This is a genomic window from Photobacterium ganghwense (assembly GCF_017329545.1).
In the GTDB taxonomy this organism is placed as follows: domain Bacteria; phylum Pseudomonadota; class Gammaproteobacteria; order Enterobacterales; family Vibrionaceae; genus Photobacterium; species Photobacterium ganghwense.
Window position 1 is genome coordinate 1,554,814 of the sequence record NZ_CP071325.1, and the last position, 18,498, is coordinate 1,573,311.

At 46.8% G+C, this 18,498-nt stretch carries 18 protein-coding genes; 11 read left to right on the plus strand and 7 right to left on the minus strand.

All coding sequences use genetic code 11. The features are described from left to right. Positions 1-388: 388 nt before the first annotated feature. From FH974_RS07270 to FH974_RS07285, 4 genes are all read left to right on the plus strand, one after another. Positions 389-1,231, plus strand: coding sequence for a PhzF family phenazine biosynthesis protein (locus tag FH974_RS07270; protein WP_047885355.1), 843 nt, complete (start codon positions 389-391; stop codon positions 1,229-1,231). Between the two features lie 76 nt (positions 1,232-1,307). Beyond that, on the plus strand, positions 1,308-1,802 hold the full coding sequence (locus FH974_RS07275; RefSeq protein WP_047885356.1) for a GNAT family N-acetyltransferase: 495 nt from the start codon (positions 1,308-1,310) through the stop codon (positions 1,800-1,802). 147 nt (positions 1,803-1,949) lie between these two features. After that, complete coding sequence (locus FH974_RS07280; protein WP_084712558.1) at positions 1,950-2,729, plus strand: carbon-nitrogen hydrolase family protein; 780 nt, start codon at positions 1,950-1,952, stop codon at positions 2,727-2,729. A 481-nt stretch (positions 2,730-3,210) separates the two neighbouring features. After that, positions 3,211-3,834: an HAD family hydrolase gene (locus FH974_RS07285; protein WP_047885359.1), complete on the plus strand. Its 624-nt coding sequence runs from the start codon at positions 3,211-3,213 to the stop codon at positions 3,832-3,834. 183 nt (positions 3,835-4,017) lie between these two features. Here the strand turns inward: FH974_RS07285 and FH974_RS07290 are convergent, their stop codons facing one another. After that, the gene (locus tag FH974_RS07290) at positions 4,018-4,233 is read right to left on the minus strand and encodes a hypothetical protein (protein WP_047885360.1); all 216 of its coding nucleotides are present in this window, start codon (positions 4,231-4,233) and stop codon (positions 4,018-4,020) included. 163 nt (positions 4,234-4,396) lie between these two features. Between FH974_RS07290 and FH974_RS07295 the strand changes: the two genes are divergently transcribed. Both FH974_RS07295 and FH974_RS07300 read left to right on the plus strand, forming a co-directional pair. Next, positions 4,397-4,774, plus strand: a complete 378-nt coding sequence (locus FH974_RS07295; RefSeq protein ID WP_242551862.1) for a hypothetical protein — start codon at positions 4,397-4,399, stop codon at positions 4,772-4,774. 231 nt (positions 4,775-5,005) lie between these two features. Then, positions 5,006-5,335, plus strand: coding sequence for a hypothetical protein (locus tag FH974_RS07300; RefSeq protein WP_053061824.1), 330 nt, complete (start codon positions 5,006-5,008; stop codon positions 5,333-5,335). 162 nt (positions 5,336-5,497) lie between these two features. On the opposite strand, the gene FH974_RS07305 is transcribed toward FH974_RS07300, so the two are convergent. The 3 genes from FH974_RS07305 to FH974_RS07315 form a co-directional block, all read right to left on the minus strand. Further along, positions 5,498-6,184: a response regulator gene (locus tag FH974_RS07305; protein ID WP_047885361.1), complete on the minus strand. Its 687-nt coding sequence runs from the start codon at positions 6,182-6,184 to the stop codon at positions 5,498-5,500. Beyond that, positions 6,181-7,788, minus strand: coding sequence for an ATP-binding protein (locus FH974_RS07310; RefSeq protein WP_047885362.1), 1,608 nt, complete (start codon positions 7,786-7,788; stop codon positions 6,181-6,183). The genes FH974_RS07305 and FH974_RS07310 overlap by 4 nt, the downstream gene beginning before the upstream one ends. A 232-nt stretch (positions 7,789-8,020) precedes the next feature. Next, on the minus strand, positions 8,021-9,301 hold the full coding sequence (locus tag FH974_RS07315; RefSeq protein ID WP_047885363.1) for a 2-hydroxycarboxylate transporter family protein: 1,281 nt from the start codon (positions 9,299-9,301) through the stop codon (positions 8,021-8,023). A 533-nt stretch (positions 9,302-9,834) separates the two neighbouring features. On the opposite strand from FH974_RS07315, the gene FH974_RS07320 reads away from it, so the two are divergent. Beyond that, positions 9,835-10,389: a hypothetical protein gene (locus tag FH974_RS07320; RefSeq protein WP_047885364.1), complete on the plus strand. Its 555-nt coding sequence runs from the start codon at positions 9,835-9,837 to the stop codon at positions 10,387-10,389. 846 nt (positions 10,390-11,235) lie between these two features. Next, positions 11,236-11,760, plus strand: a complete 525-nt coding sequence (locus FH974_RS07325; RefSeq protein WP_047885365.1) for a hypothetical protein — start codon at positions 11,236-11,238, stop codon at positions 11,758-11,760. A 133-nt stretch (positions 11,761-11,893) separates the two neighbouring features. Here FH974_RS07325 and FH974_RS07330 read toward each other — a convergent pair whose 3' ends face one another. Further along, a complete protein-coding gene (locus FH974_RS07330; protein WP_047885366.1) occupies positions 11,894-12,073 on the minus strand; it encodes a hypothetical protein in 180 nt (59 codons plus the stop codon). Between the two features lie 309 nt (positions 12,074-12,382). Between FH974_RS07330 and FH974_RS07335 the strand changes: the two genes are divergently transcribed. Beyond that, a complete protein-coding gene (locus FH974_RS07335; protein WP_047885449.1) occupies positions 12,383-13,306 on the plus strand; it encodes an esterase/lipase family protein in 924 nt (307 codons plus the stop codon). 11 nt (positions 13,307-13,317) lie between these two features. Continuing rightward, positions 13,318-14,544, plus strand: a complete 1,227-nt coding sequence (locus FH974_RS07340; protein ID WP_053061825.1) for a lipase secretion chaperone — start codon at positions 13,318-13,320, stop codon at positions 14,542-14,544. 230 nt (positions 14,545-14,774) lie between these two features. Here the strand turns inward: FH974_RS07340 and FH974_RS07345 are convergent, their stop codons facing one another. Beyond that, entirely contained in the window at positions 14,775-15,146 is a 372-nt protein-coding gene (locus tag FH974_RS07345) for a hypothetical protein (RefSeq protein WP_047885367.1), read from the minus strand. Between the two features lie 587 nt (positions 15,147-15,733). Here FH974_RS07345 and FH974_RS26160 point away from each other — a divergent pair. After that, complete coding sequence (locus tag FH974_RS26160; RefSeq protein ID WP_422894362.1) at positions 15,734-16,279, plus strand: glutathione peroxidase; 546 nt, start codon at positions 15,734-15,736, stop codon at positions 16,277-16,279. A 111-nt stretch (positions 16,280-16,390) separates the two neighbouring features. On the opposite strand, the gene FH974_RS07355 is transcribed toward FH974_RS26160, so the two are convergent. Beyond that, positions 16,391-18,238 (minus strand): bifunctional metallophosphatase/5'-nucleotidase, encoded by a 1,848-nt coding sequence (locus FH974_RS07355; RefSeq protein ID WP_053061826.1) that lies wholly within the window; start codon positions 18,236-18,238, stop codon positions 16,391-16,393. Between the last annotated feature and the right edge of the window lie 260 nt (positions 18,239-18,498).

Here is an 18,498-nt window from a genome sequence, read left to right on the forward strand (position 1 = left end):
GAATATAAATTTAAAAAATCTGAATGTATACCCTGAGTGAGAAATTTTTTAACAAAAAAGTTCCAGGGGACAGCAGATAGCAACCCAAAGACCATAGTGAACAGCATAAAGTCATAAATGATTTGTTTGTTTTTTGTACATCTTGATGTGCTGAGGTATCTGTCTGCCAAGAGAGCGCTAAACGGCTCAAGTGAACAACGATGAAAAAGGCATGAGAGACGAGAGATAAAAAATAGAGAGTGAGATTGTTGGTTATATGCTTGATTTATATTCACTTCCTATGTGATAACAGAATACAAGGGCTGACGAACTACGGTCGAGAATCTGCTAAATAGAAAGTGGATAACTTGAGAAAATTAAGAGACATAGAGAGAAAACGAGGTAAGTAATCATTAAGGGATTTATTTATGATGTCTTTTGCGGTGAAAACGCATCAGGCAACCCGTGTGGTGTCGTGATGTTAGACTCATGGTTGGATGATACGGCATTACTTCAAATTGCCACTCGGCTTGCCCAACCGGTTACAGCTTTTGTCATTGCGGACCATTTTGACGCAGTGAATGGTAGTGTAAAGGCGATGGAGGATGTCGGGATTAATTCAGAAGCAGAGGCAGATTCCGGCGCGTACCTGATTCGTTGGTTTTCACAGACTGGAGAGATCAACTTATGCGGTCATGGCAGCCTGGGAGCGGGAGCCGCGATTGCGGAACATTGGGGGGACAACCTTGCCCAGTTGCGATGTAAATATGGCAACCTGACCGTAGCGAGATTTGATCAACGCTATCAGATTGAGCTACCGGCCTGGCAAGCACAATATGTCGAACTGGCTGAGCTGTCGGTCAATCTGGATGCCTCACCGCAAGAGGTGTTCACAACCAGAGATCTGGTGGTGGTGGTGAACAGCGAAGAAGACGTTGTGAATTTTGTGCCCGACTATTCAAGCCTGGCTGACATTGACCCTTACCACGCATTTATCGTGACGGCACAGGGTGCCCCTGATGAATATGTATTACGCTACTTTGCCCCTAAAATTGGCATACCGGAAGATATCGCAACAGGTTCGGCGCACTGTTCACTGGCCCCATACTGGTTTGACAGGCTTAAAGCAGACACCTTAAATGTTCGCCAGGTATCCAGCGGCGGCGGCGCTTTCCGGGTCAAGAAATCAGGCTCAGAATCTGTTTTATTGTCATCCTTCGTCAAAAAGCGGGCAGAAATCGATCTGTTTTAACGGCGAACGTTTCGTATCGTTTGTGCAGTAGAGACGCCGACACGTTACAAAAACATGACTCAGTAAGGACACAAGAATGATCCACACACCTCGACTATTGCTGCGACAGTTTGAAAGGCCGGATCAACCGATCATGACTGCTTTATTGGGAGATGCAGAGTTTATGGCATATTCGCCGTCGGGTGCGATGACAACAGCACAGGCCGAGTTGCGTTTTGAGCAATTGTTGAATGCCTACACGTTACACGGCACAGGCAAACTGGCGGTGATCGAAAAATCGACAGGCCAATTAATTGGCTACTGTGGACTTGAGGCATTTGAATACCAAGGGGAACCGTGTGTCGAACTGGGGTATCGGCTGGCAAGGTCAGCCAGAGGGAATGGCTACGCCACGGAAGCCTCTCAGGTCGTGCTTGAATCTGCCAAAAAAGCTGGTTATTCCCGCATACTGGCATTAACCGAACACGATAATGTGCGCTCAAAACACATACTCGCGAGGCTGGGTTTTGTTGCCAGAGAAACCGGAATTTTTGACGGTATGCAGGTTCAGTTTTTTGAAAAACGGTGGTAGCAATCACAGGGCATTACTGATAGTGAGTAAACGCGGTGCAGTTTGATACTGGCGTCTGTTTACTTGTGGGGGCGTATTATTCGGACACCGCTTTTTCGTTCAGTTGTTTATTCATAACAGTTTTGTTGCAGTGAAAAAAGTAAAAACATGAAATCACAAGGAAGAGATTCAGTGAAAATAGGTATTGTCCAAATGCCAATGCAGTGGACGACAGAGGAAAATAGCACAACGATTTGTCAGTACATAGCGCAGCACGAAGATCTAGATTATCTGGTTTTCCCGGAACTGAGCTTGAGTGGTTTCCATCGGAATATTATCGCTCAGTCTGATAAATATACCGTTGATAACGCCATCAATTTAGTTGCTCAGGCGTGCCGAAAGTATCAGGTAAACGCCTTTATCGGTGCACCGGTCACGGTCGAGTCAGCCATATACAACAGTTATCTGGCCATATCCGCAGAAGGAAAATGCCTGACCCGTTGGGACAAAGTTGGATTGACGCCCAGTGAAGCACGCATTTTCTCTGCGGGGACAGCGAGGAATATCATCAAACTGGGTTCATCATACGTCACATCATTTATGTGCCGGGAAGCTGACGATCATGAGTGGTTTATATCTACTGTCGGTCATGCGCCGTTGAACTTTATCCTTTGGCCATCTTACATCTGCCATGGTGACGGCGAAGGGAGCGATGATGGTTCTAGCCAAAGCGGCTATTTTGCTGGCGCTTCATCCATTGCGAGGAACTTACAGAGCGTGGTTATTCAATGCAACTGGCCGTGCTCGGTAAACGATGCGGGTATAAAAGGCATGGGAGGTAGCCGCATCTACGGTTCTGATGGTGAAACTTTATATACCATGCCTCGTGATGAGGTTGCTGTCGGTGTTTTTGACCTCAATGAGAAAACTTTTGCAGTTCGTGTTTAATGGCTTGGCTTTTCATCAATCCAATAATAGCAAGCCGATTCATTCCGCATCTGAAAACGCGATGAGGAAGGCCGGTAAAGGAAGCTTAGCGAAAGAAGCCAAGTTAAAGAAGGTGGTCAGTTCAAGAAGCTCAGTTAAGGCAGGCCCGACAAAAGATTGGGCCACGTTGCAATATAAGTGAAACAAGGTAGAGATACAGTGAAGCCCGGCCCCAAGGGAACACAAGACGAGAGTAAGAAAAGGTCACGGTTAAGGATGGGGGGATGGAGGGAGCAAGCAAGGGTTGCTTTTCAAGCTGCCAAGCGCCTCTTCTCTGGAAAACCTGGACAGTAACTGTTAGAACATTACAAGGCGTTGATAGTACATCGCCTGACCCCTGACGTTATTTTCCCGATGACAGAGCACCGGAGAACGACTTGTGATTTTGTCAAAAATGACAGTGACATTAAAGAGAGACCGCTTATAAAAAACAAGGAGCACTATGGATTTATCACGCTATAAAGGCATTATTTTTGATATGGACGGCACGCTCATTGACTCCATGCCTGCCCACCTCGAAGCATGGGAAAAAACCTGTGCAATTCATGAAATTCCATTCGACAGAGAGTGGTTTTATAGTCTTGGCGGGATGCCGACGTTACGCACGGCTCAAGAAATTAACCGCCGTTTCCGTCAGCATTTCGATGTTGAACGACTGGCCAAAACCAAATCCACCTTTTTTGCAGAACTGGATGAGCAAGGCGATTTGATTCCGGCGACACACCGAGTTTTGCTGGATCACAAAGACAGCAAGAAAATCGCGGTAGGGACGGGATGTGCAATGATGAATGCCGAGCCATTACTCCGTCAAACAGGGATTCTGCCGTTGCTGGATGCCTTAGTGACATCCGATGATGTTGTGAACTATAAACCGGATCCGGATACTTTCCTGGAAGCTGCCAAGCGTATCGGTTTGGAGCCACATGAGTGTGTGGTCTTTGAAGATACAGCATTAGGACAATCCGCTGCGTTGTCGGCTGGGATGGACTGTTACTTGGTCGTCGACGGTAAAATCACAACGCTGACCCGAGCGAAACCACGAGCTGAGTTGGTCGGAAGTCTGTAAGAAACGATGTCTATTTCTATGGTTTGCTTTTTGACTGAGTCATTCATGCCGCTCCCTGGCTATAAAGAGACATAAGGCGCCAATACGGAGATTCACGAAGCACTCAGGCATAAAACGAATTACACATAGTAATATAAAGGGTATTCTTAATGCTCGTCGGAATACCCTGATAGCCATGAACAATTACAATCGACCCCATACAAACAGCAAAGGCCGTAATAACGGTTCGCGCAGCACCAGCACGGACAGCACCTGTTCTAATCGCTCCTGTACCAATAGCAGCGACATGCCTGCCGCGAAAATTTCAGGCTCTGACACTGATACGCCATGTACTGATATTTCACAGACTGCTTCTTCAAGTGCAGATTCTTTAAGTACAGATGCTTCGATTACAGGCACTTCAAGTTCAAATTCTTCCTATAGAGAACCTGCGCGTATAAAACCATTGACCACAAGGGCTTCACTTGCAAGCTCTTCGTCCACAACATCTTCGTCCACAACATCAGAAACGGAACCGTCAGCATCGTACGGCTTATCTGAAACCCGATTCTGGATTCAGAGGTTGAGTAAAACTGCAGTACGCGCTCTGCATATTCTGGGCGTTGCGGGGAGTGCAGGAGGGATCCTGTACGGGCTTGAAAAAGCAGTCTGGATACACTGGTGGATCATGGCGATGGTGACTGGGATCCTGTTGATCACCTTTGAATTGATGCAATCCCGATTATGGCTGATTCAGCTGAAAGGCGTGCTCACTCTGGTGAAGCTTGGGTTACTTTCATGCTTCTTTATTCTCCCCGAGGAAAAAGCGGCGCTTTATGTCGTTGTGATTCTGATGTCCGTCATCGTCGCGCATGGTCCGGCCGGACTGCGGCATTATTCGATCTGGCACCGGCGTCGGATTGATGAACCCAAAGGCAGAAAAAAGTCGATGCACGGTTAGTCAGAAAAATTAACCCTCTTGCCTGTGTTCACAGTCACTACTTGTATTTTCAGTTCCGCCCTTGTTCATCGTTACCCAAGTGAAGAGCCTTGCTGTTGACAGGTACTTGGTTGGTGACGGGTACTTGGTTGGTGACGGGTACTTGGTGACGGGTACAAAATGTCATCACTTTTTTGTGGTGACGCTACACTGATAAGTAGGTGTACTGCGTACGAAAACAGGAGAATAGCTGTGAAAAAACTGCTGAGTATGCTTTTTTTGCCGCTGGTGGTAACGGGGTGTTCACAATCTATCGATGAGCGTGCGGATCACTACGTCGAGGTCAGTTATACCTTGTGCGGTGCCAAGGTGCGTTCTTATTCGCAGGGCGACGACGGTAAAATCCGAATTGTTTGCGACAACAACAGCTATTTTTCAGTAAAAGATGAAGACACACTGGCTTATATGCATGAGCTGAATGGGGCGTATTGTCAGGGTAAAGGCTTTTCCAATTTTCATGAGAGAAGTCGGTATTTTACCTTTACCTGTGAAGATGACAAAAATTTCAATGTCCCTAAATAGGCAGTGATTCTGTCCATAAAGAGTCTCAAGACTAAGTGTAAATACTTGTTCGGATGAGAGCAGGAGACAAACACATCTCCTGCTCGGATGACGGGATGAGGTTGGTTCAGGGGCTGCTCTCGATTAGCTCCATTCCAAGTTTAATCTGTTTTTACGCTGTCTCTAAAGCCCTTGCACTAACTGATAACGGCGTTGCGGGCGGCCACCGGTTTTATAGTTCAGCACCAAGCGGATCATCCCTTCGGTTTCCAGATATTCCAGATAACGTCGGGCCGTGATTCGGCTGACATTCATACGCTGGCCAATGTCTTCGGCTGAAAAATCATCCATTTGTTCGTTACGCAAAATCGCTTTCAGGTTGGCCAGGGTCGTGGCATCAATGCCTTTGGGAGTCTGACGGATGGGAGCCGCCGGACATTTCCGGAGTAACTGGTCAATGTCCGTCTGATCAAGCGTGGTGGCCGCTGTCAGTTTTTCTCTGTAGCGAAGAAAATCCTCCAGCGCTTGATTGACCCGGGAAATTCGAATCGGTTTGACCAGATAATCCATCACGCCGAGCTGCACGGCCTTTTCGATGGTGGCGATTTCTCGCTCGGCGGTGGTCATAATGAAATGGCAACTGGCCTGACGCTCGCGCAGCAGTCGTACTACTTCTAATCCGTTGCCGTCCGGCAGGGTGATGTCGACAAAAATCAACTCAGGACGGTACATCTCAAACTGCCGCACGGCGTCGGCATAGCTTTCACTGGCGGCAATTACAGTAAATTGTGGATGCTGATTGATGGTTGACTCCAGGGTGTAACTGGCGCGGAGGTCATCCTCAATCAGCATGACGGTAATTTTTGTCATTGTATGTTCTTATCCAGATAAACGCTAAACAGGGTAGTGTGATGTTCGGTCCGCTCCCAATCGATACTACCGTGAAAATACTCTACAAGTTGACTGACCAGATAGAGGCCGACGCCATTTTGTTGTTCATCATCCTTGCTGCTGATCCCAAACTCCAGAATGTGGTCATGGATGTTTTCCGGCACACCGGCACCGCTATCCTGTACCTCCATAATGATGTGCTGGCTCCGGTCACTCAGATACAACTGAACGGTCGCCGGCTGCTGATCGCGGTTCTGCCAGGCGGCCAGCAGGGCATTATCGATCAGGTTCCCTAAGATAGTGACAAACTTATCTGACAGCGCTTTTTCGTAGCTGTTCAGGCTACTGTCTTCATCCAGACTGAAAGTTACCCCGAGATCTTTCGCTTTATTAAATTTTGCCAGTAACAGTCCGGCGACTGCACTGTCTTGCACCGTAGTGACGATACTGCGGATGATTGACTGGTAGCTGTCGGTTTCCTGCTGGATGAACTCCACCGCTTCGTCATGGTGGCCAATTTGTAGCATGCCGGACAGAACATTGAGCTTATTGGAATACTCATGCGTTTTGCTACGTAACAACTCGGTATAGTTCTTCAGATAAGTCACCTCACTGGCCAGTTCACGTTGTTCCAGATTGGCGAAGAACACGATCACATGGCCCTGAGTACCTTTTGTTGTCGTGATAGGGTAGATATCGGCGTGATAGGCGTGTTTGCCCATATTGAATGTGTCTTTTACACATGTTGCTTCGGCCGATGTCTGCTGGCTGCATAGCACCAGATGGCTGAGTGATGCGGAATACTGGGACAGGGGTTTACCGATAAAATCTTCGCGGCCAAAAATGCCCATAGACAGCATTTTACTGGCACTGTGGTTGACGGTGGTGATGCGCATGTCAGTATCCACGGCAATGATCGCGTCGCGGATACTGTTCAGGATCATTTCGTGCTCACGGAACTTATTGACGATAACCTCTGGTTCGTAGTCAAGAAATGTCCGCTTCATTTTAAACACGAAGGTGGCGGTTAGGCTGATGCCAATCAGGTACACCAGCGTAATCAGGCTGCCCAACTGGCCAAACTGCTCCAGCAGAATGCTGATACTGCGGTCATACAGGTAGCCAATGCTGACCACGCCAATCACTTTCCCGTCCGCCACAATCGGCGTGAAGTTACGTATAGCTTTACCCAGGGTGCCACTGGCGATACTGGTATGGTCGATGCCTTCAGTTAAGGCCGGGGTAATATCCTCACCGCGAAAAGGCAGTCCTATTTTACTGGGATCAGGGTGAGTCAGACGCAGGGCGTGATTATCTGTAACAACGATAAATGAGGCGTCAGTTTTACTGCGAATCGATTCAATATAAGTTTGGAGGGCGAAAGGCTGCTGGTGGTTTTTGGCCTGTACAGCCTCAATCACCACGGGATCGTGCGCGAGTACCCGCGCCAGTTCCAGACCGCGATCCTGAATACCCGCGATATGCGCATTCTGCAGCAAGTAGAAAATGACCGTTGTCACCACGACGACAATGGTGGAGGTGGTAGCGACAGTAGAAAGGGCAAGGTAGCTCTTCAGTTTCATGATGTTGTTATCCGGAAGCAGCGTTTCGCGTTAAGCCAGCCAGTATAACGTGTTCTTTATCAGGAAGGGTACGGCTTAACCTGAATCCGCATTTAATCGGCGGTATTTGGAACAAGCCTATATTGGCAATAAAATGCCGGGCAAGAGCCCGGCATGTCTGGCGCGAAAGCATATTGCTGCTGAGTTTGCTTGTTGCAGCAAAGATTTCTGCTCTCAGAGTTCTTGATGCCGTTTACAGCAATTCGAGAATCATGGTTGCCAGAATCAGCATGAAAGCACCGCCGATACGGGATGAAATCTGAGCAAACGGCATCAGCTCCATACGCTTACTGGCTGCCAGTACCGCTACGTCACCCGTACCACCCATGTTAGCCATACACAGGCCAGCAGTGATAGAAGCTTCGATTGGGTTAAAGCCCATCAGACGACCGATGATGGCGGTACCGACTACGGCACCCAGTACAGTTGCGAACACCATCAGGAAGTAAACCAGTGTCAGTGAATCAAGAATCTGGTTCAGGTCAGTGTAAGCAACGCCGATACCAACCAGTAGCGCCGGTGTCAGGTTGTCGACCACGAACTTATACCAACCGTGTGCTGCACGTTCCAGTTCACGAGGCATCAGACCTGCCACTTTAACCAGTGCCACGAAAATGATCATCAGTGCGTAAGTGTGCATGCTGATCACCGTACTCAGCATTGAGCCAACGTAGTACATAGTGATCGCCATCAGTGCACCGATACCCAGCACATTGATAGAAATTGGCTGCTCGTTTTCTTCTTCCGCTTTTGGTTCCGCAGCGCCGCGCATCAGCTGGCCGTTACCGGTCAGAGACGGGAACATGTTACCGACTTTATCCAGCATACCTGCCATCACGATGGCCAGAGCATTACCAATGGCCAGTGCCGGTACCATTTTAGACATCAGCATCTCTGCTGACATGCCTGTGTTACCAGACATAATTTCAACCAGTGGAACCGCACCTGCACCCATGCCGCCACCCATAATTGGCAGAGCAATAAGCATGACTGAGTCCATGAAGCCGTGGCCCAGCAGTGAACCGGCAATACCGGCAAACAGGAAGGCAACGGCAACACCACCTAAAATCACCGGGATGTATTTCAGGGCTGCTTTTTTCAGGACGTTTGTGTCCATGCCCAGAATAGAACCGGTTACCAGGCTGGCAATGAAGAAAGAAAGGAAGCCACCGCCTTTAACAAAAGAAGTGATGGATTCTGCGGTTTCTTGCGGAATCAGGCCACTGTGGAAAATGTAGGATGAGCCAAAAATAATGACAATGGCACCGCCACCGAAGAATTGGTTAACGATCGGTGTTTTGTCACCGGCAACGTTCAGAATATAACCCACGACGGCCATAATACCGATTGCACCGATTATTCCTGTTGGCATATTGTTCTGAACTGTTGCCAGAAGGATCACCGCTGCAGACAGCGCAAAGATGATGTTCATCATGCGTTTGTCTTTTAAAGACATGGTGTTATTGGAAAACATAGTTCACCTGTGTAATTCATTGTTGTGATTTCGGGGGTAGTTTAACAACTTGTACACAGGCAGAAATTGAGAACTTCAATTATGTAACTATGTCGCACTTTCGTAACTTTTGTAACCCTGGGTTGGATAATTATCTGGTTATTAAGCGAAAAATTGCGGTTATTTTTGACTTATTTTTGTACTATGCCGTATTAAGTTTATGTTGATAAGAGCTAAAAGCGAGATATTGGTTAGTAAACTTAGCTTATAGAATTTAATGAACCTACAATCATTTTTGAGATGCTTGATAAGTAGAACTTGAAAGTGATTTGTAGGAAGAAGAGGTTGCTGAGTGCGAGAATTTCAATCTCTAAACGGCCTTATTACCAGTCCATTGTAATTCATGCTACATATTTGAGCAGAATGCAACTCCCCCCAAGGTTAAATTTCAGTTTATTTGGCTTGTTTTTCAAACTTTATAGAGATAACCTTAGCGCGATCGGAATAAGTGTGCTGTGTCATATTGGTTGAGTTGCTATCAAGGATTGATATAAATGGTAAAATATTGGCTATCTTGCCTTGTCTTCCTATTTCTTTTCAGTAGTAAATCATTTTCTGACGAATCAGAAAATGTACCTAATAAAATAATTACTTTGGAATATATGGGGATAAATGGTGAGCATTTTGAGTGGTATAAGGATGGCGTTGAAGTCGTTTGGAACCCCCATGCACCCAAGTCAAATATTGATTCAGAACCCAATTTTTTCGGGTGGCTTTACATCAGTCATTTTAGCCCATCATTTTTAAATGAAAATCAGAGTGTTACGATTAGACGAAAAAACGCACTTAAAACAGAGTTATCAACTAAGCCAGCTGCACCCTATGCATTTTTATATAATAGCGGAGGGGCGAACTTATTCCCTTCAGAGTTTCATTTATATGAAAGAAACCCAATACGGTTGTACGTATATGGTTACGAGAAAATAGAGAGAAACACTACGTCAGAAAAGTCTTTCGTTTATGCTGAGCGTTTGGAATATACTATTGATGTTTTTATGAATATAACGGTTGGCGTTGAGTTGGATTACTACCAAAAGATGAAAATTTGATTGGTAGACATTTCTTCAAGTCAAGCATGAAAACTTTCTATCAAAGAAATTTTTGTTGTCAGATTCGTAGGACTGGTAAATACCACGTTATGTGTAAAGTACAATTATTTCACATTGAAGAGGCTACAGAAGCGTGGTGTCAGACTAAATAAAAAATAAAGCTAATTATTTTTTTTGTGCAATATATAATCTATTTGGGGTGTTAATAAACCGCGTTGTATGATTTTTGGGATATTTCTGAGGTTAATCGCTGCTTTCTTGGCAGTATTAATGTTGAAGTGGCTAAATAATAGACTCAATTATTCAATGTCTTATGAAAGCCCTGGGGCTTGTGTGGATTTTTCTTGATAGAGTTTATGTATATGCTGCTATCACCTCAAAAGTCGTTGCTGCTAGTGTCTACCCCACATAATTTTTGTGAAAGTTAGAGTGATACTTTACTCTTCTCGATCTTGTTTTGTTTGAAACTGACGTTAGACCAATGCGGACAATGCATGTCAGGTCAGACCAACAACATGACTTAACCATATAGAGTCCGGAAAACTGATTCGAGTCTATTGCAATATTATTTTTAAGTTTTTTTGTTCAGTTGTGTGCCTGATTGTTGCTTTCTATTCCAGTAAAAATGCAATAAATACAATTGTTTGACTGTTGGATTGCAACCTGTGTCGAGGCAGAGTTGAAGAATAAAACGCCAAACAAATACAATTAAATATAAAATTAAAGGTGAAATCCTGTTTGGAGTGTGGACAATACTCCGCGGCTAAAACGTATTATCCCTTCCGGCACCAGTATGGTGCTCGCTCAATCAAACGACAAAAACAACGATAGACAGGTACACCTTACGTGGTTTTCACGAACGCGCAACTCACAACGATTCATCATGCTCTGACGAAAGGGGCTGTATGTTTAGATGATCACCTGGTACAGGGTGTGCTGGTGTATGTCGAAAGTATAGTGATTAGCCACGGTATTGAGCGGTTCGATTATCTGGAGCTGTCGCAGCTTCAGAATCCGTGTGCGTATATTCGAATGCGGTCATTACAGCCTATCAACTTTTTTAATGACTGTGATGAACCGGATGTTGAAAGGGTATGTCGCGACCAGAACTTTAAACCCATTACGCTGCAGGTGTGTTATCCGGTTTATTATCCCAATGCTGATCCTGAACCTGAATGGCAAACCTATGCCAGATATGAGCGTGCGCAGGTCATCGAGGCGATCAACACGATGCTAAGCCTGCTCTGTGATCAGCAGTTCACAAGCTGTCGTCGTTGTCAGTGCTATTTACCCACGGGTTTTATGACCAATGGAAAATGCCGATATTGCTGTGTTGACCAGCGTCGTCATCGTGAAGTCAATCACCGGTAGGTCATGATAGAATGGCGTCTTATGGCGCTGTTAATGCCATAGGCGATACAGCCCCCGCATCTCATCTTGACGGACGATAGCTTGCTTCCCAGGTATATACAGACAACGTTGTACTATTAACCACGACTGATGACTACGACTGATAGGTCGCTTCAAGATTTCGCTGCATGATTTCCAGTTGCGCAAGCAGAGAAGGAACCTCTTGCGTTTTACCTCTTGAAATAGCCTGGCGAATTTTTTTCTGACAGGAACGAACACGACTGATGTAGTGTTTTCTGGCAAAAATCTTTCTTAGCCCGATTGCTTGGTCCATCACTTTCTCCTTAGCGACATTTGTACTTTTTTATTTAGTATTACCTAGTTTAAAAAAAGAATTGTCGGATTTATGTCAAAATTTTATTGCAACTAATGGCATATTGATGGGATATGGCTCGGTATCTACTTTTGCGTGACCTGTCTTATTGAGAGTTACATCAAAATGTTGATATGGAGCCAGAGTTCACAGTTATTCATTCAGCTTAAATGTTCCCGTGATTGCACGTTATTTGTTCATCTACCTTTTAAAAGCGTCTGTAATTAAAAGGAAAATAACGTGAAACTTAAAACAATCATCATCTCTGCCATGTTGGCAGGTAGTGCTGCCTCTGCCCCCGTTTTTGCGTCAGCCAGCGCATCCTCATTGGAACTATCTGGTTATACCGCAACGAAATACCCTATTGTATTGGTTCATGGCTTATTTGGCTTTGATAGCCTGGCCGGCGTAGATTATTTCTACGGCATTCCCCATTCGTTGACCAAAGATGGTGCGGCTGTATTTGTTGCACAGGTATCAGCAACAAACAGTACAGAAGCCAGGGGGGAGCAACTATTAGCGCAGGTCGAAAATCTGCTGGCCGCGACCGGATCAGAGAAGGTCAACCTGATCGGCCATAGTCACGGTGGCCCAACGGCCCGGTATGTGGCGTCTGTACGCCCGGATCTTGTTGCGTCGGTCACCAGTGTGGGTGGCGTTCATAAAGGATCTCGTGTGGCGGATGTGCTTAGAGGGGCTGTGCCGCCGGGCTCTATATCAGAAGGCGTTGCTGTAAAAATGGCTGAAGGATTGACTACCTTAATTGGGTTGTTGTCAGGCGGCCATAATCTTGAGCAAGATCCTCTGGCTTCACTGGAGGCGCTGACAACTGCTGGATCACTGGCGTTTAATCGTGACTATCCGGAAGGTGTACCTACCAGCGATTGTGGTGATGGCCAATTTCTGGCTGACAATGGGGTGTATTACTACTCCTGGACGGGATCTGCAACATTTACTAATGTGCTTGACCCGACAGATGGAGCCATGACGATGCTCGGCTGGGTGTTTGATGGACCGAGTGACGGGCTGGTTGGGGTGTGTAGTGCGCACTTAGGCAAAGTCATTCGCGATGATTACAAAATGAATCATCTGGATGAAATCAACGGCCTGTTGGGTATTCATCATCTGTTTGAAACTGATCCGGTGACGTTGTATCGCCAGCATGCAAACCGCCTGAAGTTACAAGGTTTGTAAGGGGGGATGTGATGGTGAAACATCGTCAATCTTTAGGTTGGGGTGGCCGTGTCGGTGAGGCCACCCGAAAACTGGCTGTCAGGCCATCGTATTTGCAGGATTTGGCTTTGAAGAATCGGCATGTGCAGAATCAAGCTGGGAACGCAAAAGCGCAAATTAAGAGCAGGCTTGGGGTGTTGTTATGTGCGGGAGTTGCGGCTTTGTCTTTTGCTGGCTACCAAAGCGCGCTTAACAGCCAGGCTTTATTGCCGTACCAGGCTGAACCCTCTTACGCCTCCGATAACCAGGAAGGCGCCGTTCTTGGTTTTGCTAAGGTAGGAGAAACCTCAGCTGAGACATCTGTAGCAGAAGCCTTGAATCTGCCGGTGGCACAAGTGCCTTCACAGCTTAACACTTTGGTTGACACTGCCTCTTACAAGGCGTTGTTTGACTATCTGCTGTCCGGATTGGGTGAGTCGGATCTTACGAGGGTTCGCGAGGCTCTGCAGCAGTATATAGACACCACCTTGCCCCCTGGAGCGCTGCCGACAGCAGACGTGATGAGGCTGTTTGATCAATATGTCGCGTACAAAAGGGCGCTGGCAGATATGTCGTTACCCGCTTCCTCTCCGTCGTCTGTCACAGAGCCAATTATTGCCGAAATTGAATCAGTTGATGTCGTGCCCATGAGTACTGAGGCTGTCGGTGTAGACGCTTTGCGCCAGCTCCATCAGCAAATTCTTGACTTGCAGGCGCGCTATTTTACGGGTGATGAGTCTGAGATGTTGTTTGCTGATGAAAACCGCTTGCGTCAGTTGGCTATTGATAAACGGCAAATAGCTTCCTCGGCAATGGATGATGAAGAGGCTGGCGATAGGGCACAGGTGCTGTTGGCTGGTCAGCCGGACTATATTCAGCAGGCTGAGAGAAATGTCAGTCTGGCGTCTCAGCTGACATCGGGGCAAGCCCTGCCGGAGCAGGAACGTTATATCTTGCGTTCGGCGCTGGTGGGGGAAGCCGCAGCTGAAAGGCTGGCTGATTTGGATCGGTCCAGAGAAACCTTTAATGATCATCTGACAGCGTATCTGGCGGAACGACAGGAGATGCTTGCTACACAGGGGCTCTCTGAATCGGATAAGCAGCTGCAGATAGGGCGGCTGCGCGAGTCTTTTTTTGCCAGAAAACAGTGGCGAAGGGTACAAGCGCTGGAGCGCCTGCATGACCGTGATAGTCTGGTGAATAGCTCTGTAGCGCCTTGAGTTGTGTGTCTTTGTTGCCTGCCTGAGTTTCTATTTTGAGTTGTGGGTTATGAATGCTTGGTTTCAGATAAGCAAAAGGTCGAGAACAATTGGAATGAGCTACAACCTGCGTCAATAAAGACAAACGCCAGGCTACTGCCTGGCGTTCTTTGTCTGCTGACATAAACAGTGTAGGTGTCATGTTTGGGTCTGTTGCTGTGTGACGTGCAAACAGGCCGGCGACAAAACCCTCAGGATTTCTGGGTTGGCTGCAGCAAAGAGCCCAGATAGCGGACAACGTGAGCCGCGTCTTGTGCGGTATGGGTAATCTTCTTGATGATAGCTTCGGCACGTTCTGTGTCATCACCCAGCGCGGAGCGGACTTTTTCATTCATTTCCTGAGCGTGCTCCAGTTTTTGTTTACAGTCTTCAAACAGAGCAGACAGAAACTGGATATCGACCTCACCGCCTTTGATAAACATTTCAGCGGCAAGCTTGTAGACAGTGAAAAACTTTGTCGCCATGTCTTTTTTGCTTGGGTCGCTTTCTTTCGCCCAGTCATTTGCCCAGTCTTTGAAAATAATGGCAATTTCCGGGTTAGGAATGATGTTTACTTGTTGCATCAATGGTGTCCTCAGGCGTTCAGCAAGTGGTTGTGGGGCGTCAGTGTACTGGAGGGGGGAGCAAGGTGAAAGTCAGTCACACCTGACTGTATGAATTATGATCACATTTGTACGGGGCAGCGTATGCCTTGTCAGAGATTCACAAACATTCTGCCTATGAGCCTATCCGTAACTCTGGTATCTGTCACTCGGGTATCAGTATCTCTGGCATCAGAAAATGGGCGTTCGCAGACAGGGCTGGTTGATCAATGATCGTGAGCAGGAGGATGTCGATGAAAATAGGGTTGTTTGAGCAATGCCAATGGTTACTGTTAAGTCAGAGAACTGCACGTACTCACGGACAGTTAGTCAAGCTTGTCAGCGGGCGATTGCTGGAGGGGATGGCACGATTAGGACGTGGTGTATTGGGTTGTACCGTATTGGGGCGTACTGGGCTGGGTTGTAAGGTTCTTGTTTGTACCGTTCTTACGCGTACGATTCTCAGGTGTACTGCTTTATGGCGTCATGTTCTATTTCGTCATGCTCTATGGGGCCATGATCTATGGGGTATAGCCTTCAGGTATGGTGCGCTTGGTTCGATTGCAGTGATTTCAGGTGCAGTATTGGCAGAGACGTATTCACCTGCTACTGAAAACCAGCCAAAGATTGAGCAACAGACATGCAGCAAGTTATTGTCCCATCAATTTAAAAAGCTCAATTCGTCAGATGAGATTGACCTGTGCGCTCAGTTCCGTGGCAAGGTGTTGTTGGTCGTGAATACGGCCAGTCAGTGCGGTTACACGCCTCAGTTTGAACAACTGGAAGCGCTGCATCAGCGTTATCGTCAGCAAGGGCTGTCTGTCATTGGTTTCCCGTCGAATGATTTCCGGCAGGACAGAGGCAGTGAAGCGGATTCTGCCAAAGTGTGCTATCTCGATTACGGTGTGACCTTCACCATGCTTGAACGCAGCCATGTTACCGGTGAGCAGGCGAACCCGGTTTTCAGGCAACTGGCTAATGACGCAGGTGTTGCTCCAAGCTGGAACTTCTTTAAATACATTGTCGATAGAAATGGTAAAGCCGTGGCTGTATTTTCCAGTCGTACCACGCCGGATGATCCATTGATTGTCGCGACAATAGAAAAGTTGTTGTGAGTGCTGACCCTGTGAAACGGGTATGTAACGTGGCATAACAAACACAGCCGACAAAATTGTCGGCTGTGGGGTAACAGACTGATTGTAAGGGCTAAAACCTGAAATGACAGCTTAAGGCAGCGGTGTGTAGGACTGTACCATCATCTCTGAGGCTGCTGGCTGAGACAGAGGCTGATTGGCAGCGGTCATAGCCTTGATGTAATTAATCAGCGAATCCGTGTACAGCAACCCGGTATCTTCACGACGTGCAGGGTCATTGTACACCGGCACCATTGCGTCATAACGGTCACCGCCAGCGGCGATGAAATCATTGGTTACCACGACATATGTGGCATCCAACTGAATTGGAGACCAGACGCTCTCATTACGTCGGCGAACCTCCACATTGCTGATACGACTGCCTTTAGCGGCTGTCATATCCAGGTCAAAGCGTAGATTTGCAGCGGCCGGAAAAGCGCCGGTGGAATTGTTGACAACCACGTTATCAATCGCATCTTCAATGGTATTGAGGATCTCTTGTCCGGTCATATCCAGATTCACCAACAAGTTGGTAAACGGCAGCACATCGAAGGCGTGGCCGACGCTGACGTCACCGGCAGGGATACTGTTACGAACGCCGCCGGTGTTCTGAATCGCAATATCAGAACGAAGTGACATGGCTTTAAAAGCTTCTGAGACAATGCTAGCCATGACACTGCCGTGCTGATTGAGGAAATCCCGCTCCGGTGAATTGGCGAGGCAAATATCCCCGTGAGGGTGGTTCTGGCCCGGAACGCGTTCTGCACACAGGTTGTCGAGACTGGTACCGATAATCTCCGCTTTTTTCTCGTCAATTTTTGATTTGTAAGTGTCGAGCAGAGTGGCGGTTGCTACATCAGCGTCAACAAGGCTCAGCTCCGCAGTATTGGCGACCTGAGTCTCGATAAGGGCTTTATCAGCTTCTGAAACCGGCTGTTTGTCGCGCTGGAAAGTATCACCCAGCATCAGGTGAGGGTGACCGCTACATTCGGTAACCTGACCGGCTGCATTGAAGGATACGGACAGTTCTCCCAGTGCTTTAGCATTTTCCCATGCCTGAACAATACATACCTGATCGCCGCTGGCATTATTGACGATAGTTGGGTAATCACCGGAAGGTAATAAACCGAGTGGTTCAAGAACAGTTTTATTTCCCAGTAAGGTATGGCTGTCACCGCCCACAATCACATCCACATCGCGCAGAGATTTTGCCATGGCAATATCATTCTTGTAGGTGTAATGAGAGAGCAAAATGATTTTATTGATGCCGTCAGCTTTAAGTTGATCAATATATTTTTGTGCCGTTTCGACTTCATCAAGAAAAACCGTATCTTCCGAAGGAGAAGAGGAGGCCTGTGTTTTTCCTGAGATATCCAGCCCGATAATGGCGACTTTTTCGCCGTTAAATTCTTTGATTACGTATGGCTGGTATTTATTAAAGATCGGGTTGGATTCCGGTACTTCAATATTTGCAGCCAGAACTGGCGTTCCGCAATTACCTTCAGCCAGTTTATCCATGAAATGGGAAAGCTGTGTATTCCCATCATCGAATTCATGGTTACCCAGAGCGAAAGCGTCGAAACACACCTGATTCATCATCAGGGTATCCGGCAGCTCTTCACGAAACAGGCTGTAATACATGGTGCCAGTCATCGCATCACCAGCGTGAAGTTTGAGGACGTTTTCATGCTGACTGGCTAACTCATTGACTTTAGAAACCAGTCGAGGGAAACCACCCAGTGACACCTGAGTTTCCTTATCCTGCAATAGCAGTGTGAAGTTGTCAGTTGCATCCAGTTTGGAATGATGATCGTTAATGTGCAGTAATGTGAGGTTGAGGGCTTTGCTTTCTTTGGCTTGGGTATCGTCATTATCTGATGAATTACAACCAGTCAGAGCCAGTGCCAGCGAAAGAGCCAGAAGAGATTTCACTTTTTTCATTATTTGTGCAGTCCTGTCCAATTATTTAAATCAGTCAGAAACAGTAGTGGGCATTTTTTTCAAAACTATGAAGCTGCTATTAGAAATCTAATCAGTAATTTGTTCACGAAGGTGTCATGTAATCGATGACAATAATATCAATGCTTATTTTTTGGCTTTTTATACTGAAAAACATACACCATTGTAAAAACGGCAGATTTTTAATTTTTTTAAAAGTAACCAATAATTGTGGCGCACAGCAGATTAGCAAAATGTCATTC

Coding starts and splice junctions, on each gene's coding strand:
- FH974_RS07275 (WP_047885356.1), top strand. CDS start 1,308: ATGATCCACACACCTCGACTATTGCTGCGACAGTTTGAAAGGCCGGAT.
- FH974_RS07280 (WP_084712558.1), top strand. CDS start 1,950: ATGAAATCACAAGGAAGAGATTCAGTGAAAATAGGTATTGTCCAAATG.
- FH974_RS07285 (WP_047885359.1), top strand. CDS start 3,211: ATGGATTTATCACGCTATAAAGGCATTATTTTTGATATGGACGGCACG.
- FH974_RS07305 (WP_047885361.1), bottom strand. CDS start 6,184: ATGACAAAAATTACCGTCATGCTGATTGAGGATGACCTCCGCGCCAGT.
- FH974_RS07310 (WP_047885362.1), bottom strand. CDS start 7,788: ATGAAACTGAAGAGCTACCTTGCCCTTTCTACTGTCGCTACCACCTCC.
- FH974_RS07315 (WP_047885363.1), bottom strand. CDS start 9,301: ATGTTTTCCAATAACACCATGTCTTTAAAAGACAAACGCATGATGAAC.
- FH974_RS07320 (WP_047885364.1), top strand. CDS start 9,835: ATGGTAAAATATTGGCTATCTTGCCTTGTCTTCCTATTTCTTTTCAGT.
- FH974_RS07330 (WP_047885366.1), bottom strand. CDS start 12,073: ATGGACCAAGCAATCGGGCTAAGAAAGATTTTTGCCAGAAAACACTAC.
- FH974_RS07335 (WP_047885449.1), top strand. CDS start 12,383: ATGTTGGCAGGTAGTGCTGCCTCTGCCCCCGTTTTTGCGTCAGCCAGC.
- FH974_RS07340 (WP_053061825.1), top strand. CDS start 13,318: ATGGTGAAACATCGTCAATCTTTAGGTTGGGGTGGCCGTGTCGGTGAG.
- FH974_RS07345 (WP_047885367.1), bottom strand. CDS start 15,146: ATGCAACAAGTAAACATCATTCCTAACCCGGAAATTGCCATTATTTTC.
- FH974_RS07355 (WP_053061826.1), bottom strand. CDS start 18,238: ATGAAAAAAGTGAAATCTCTTCTGGCTCTTTCGCTGGCACTGGCTCTG.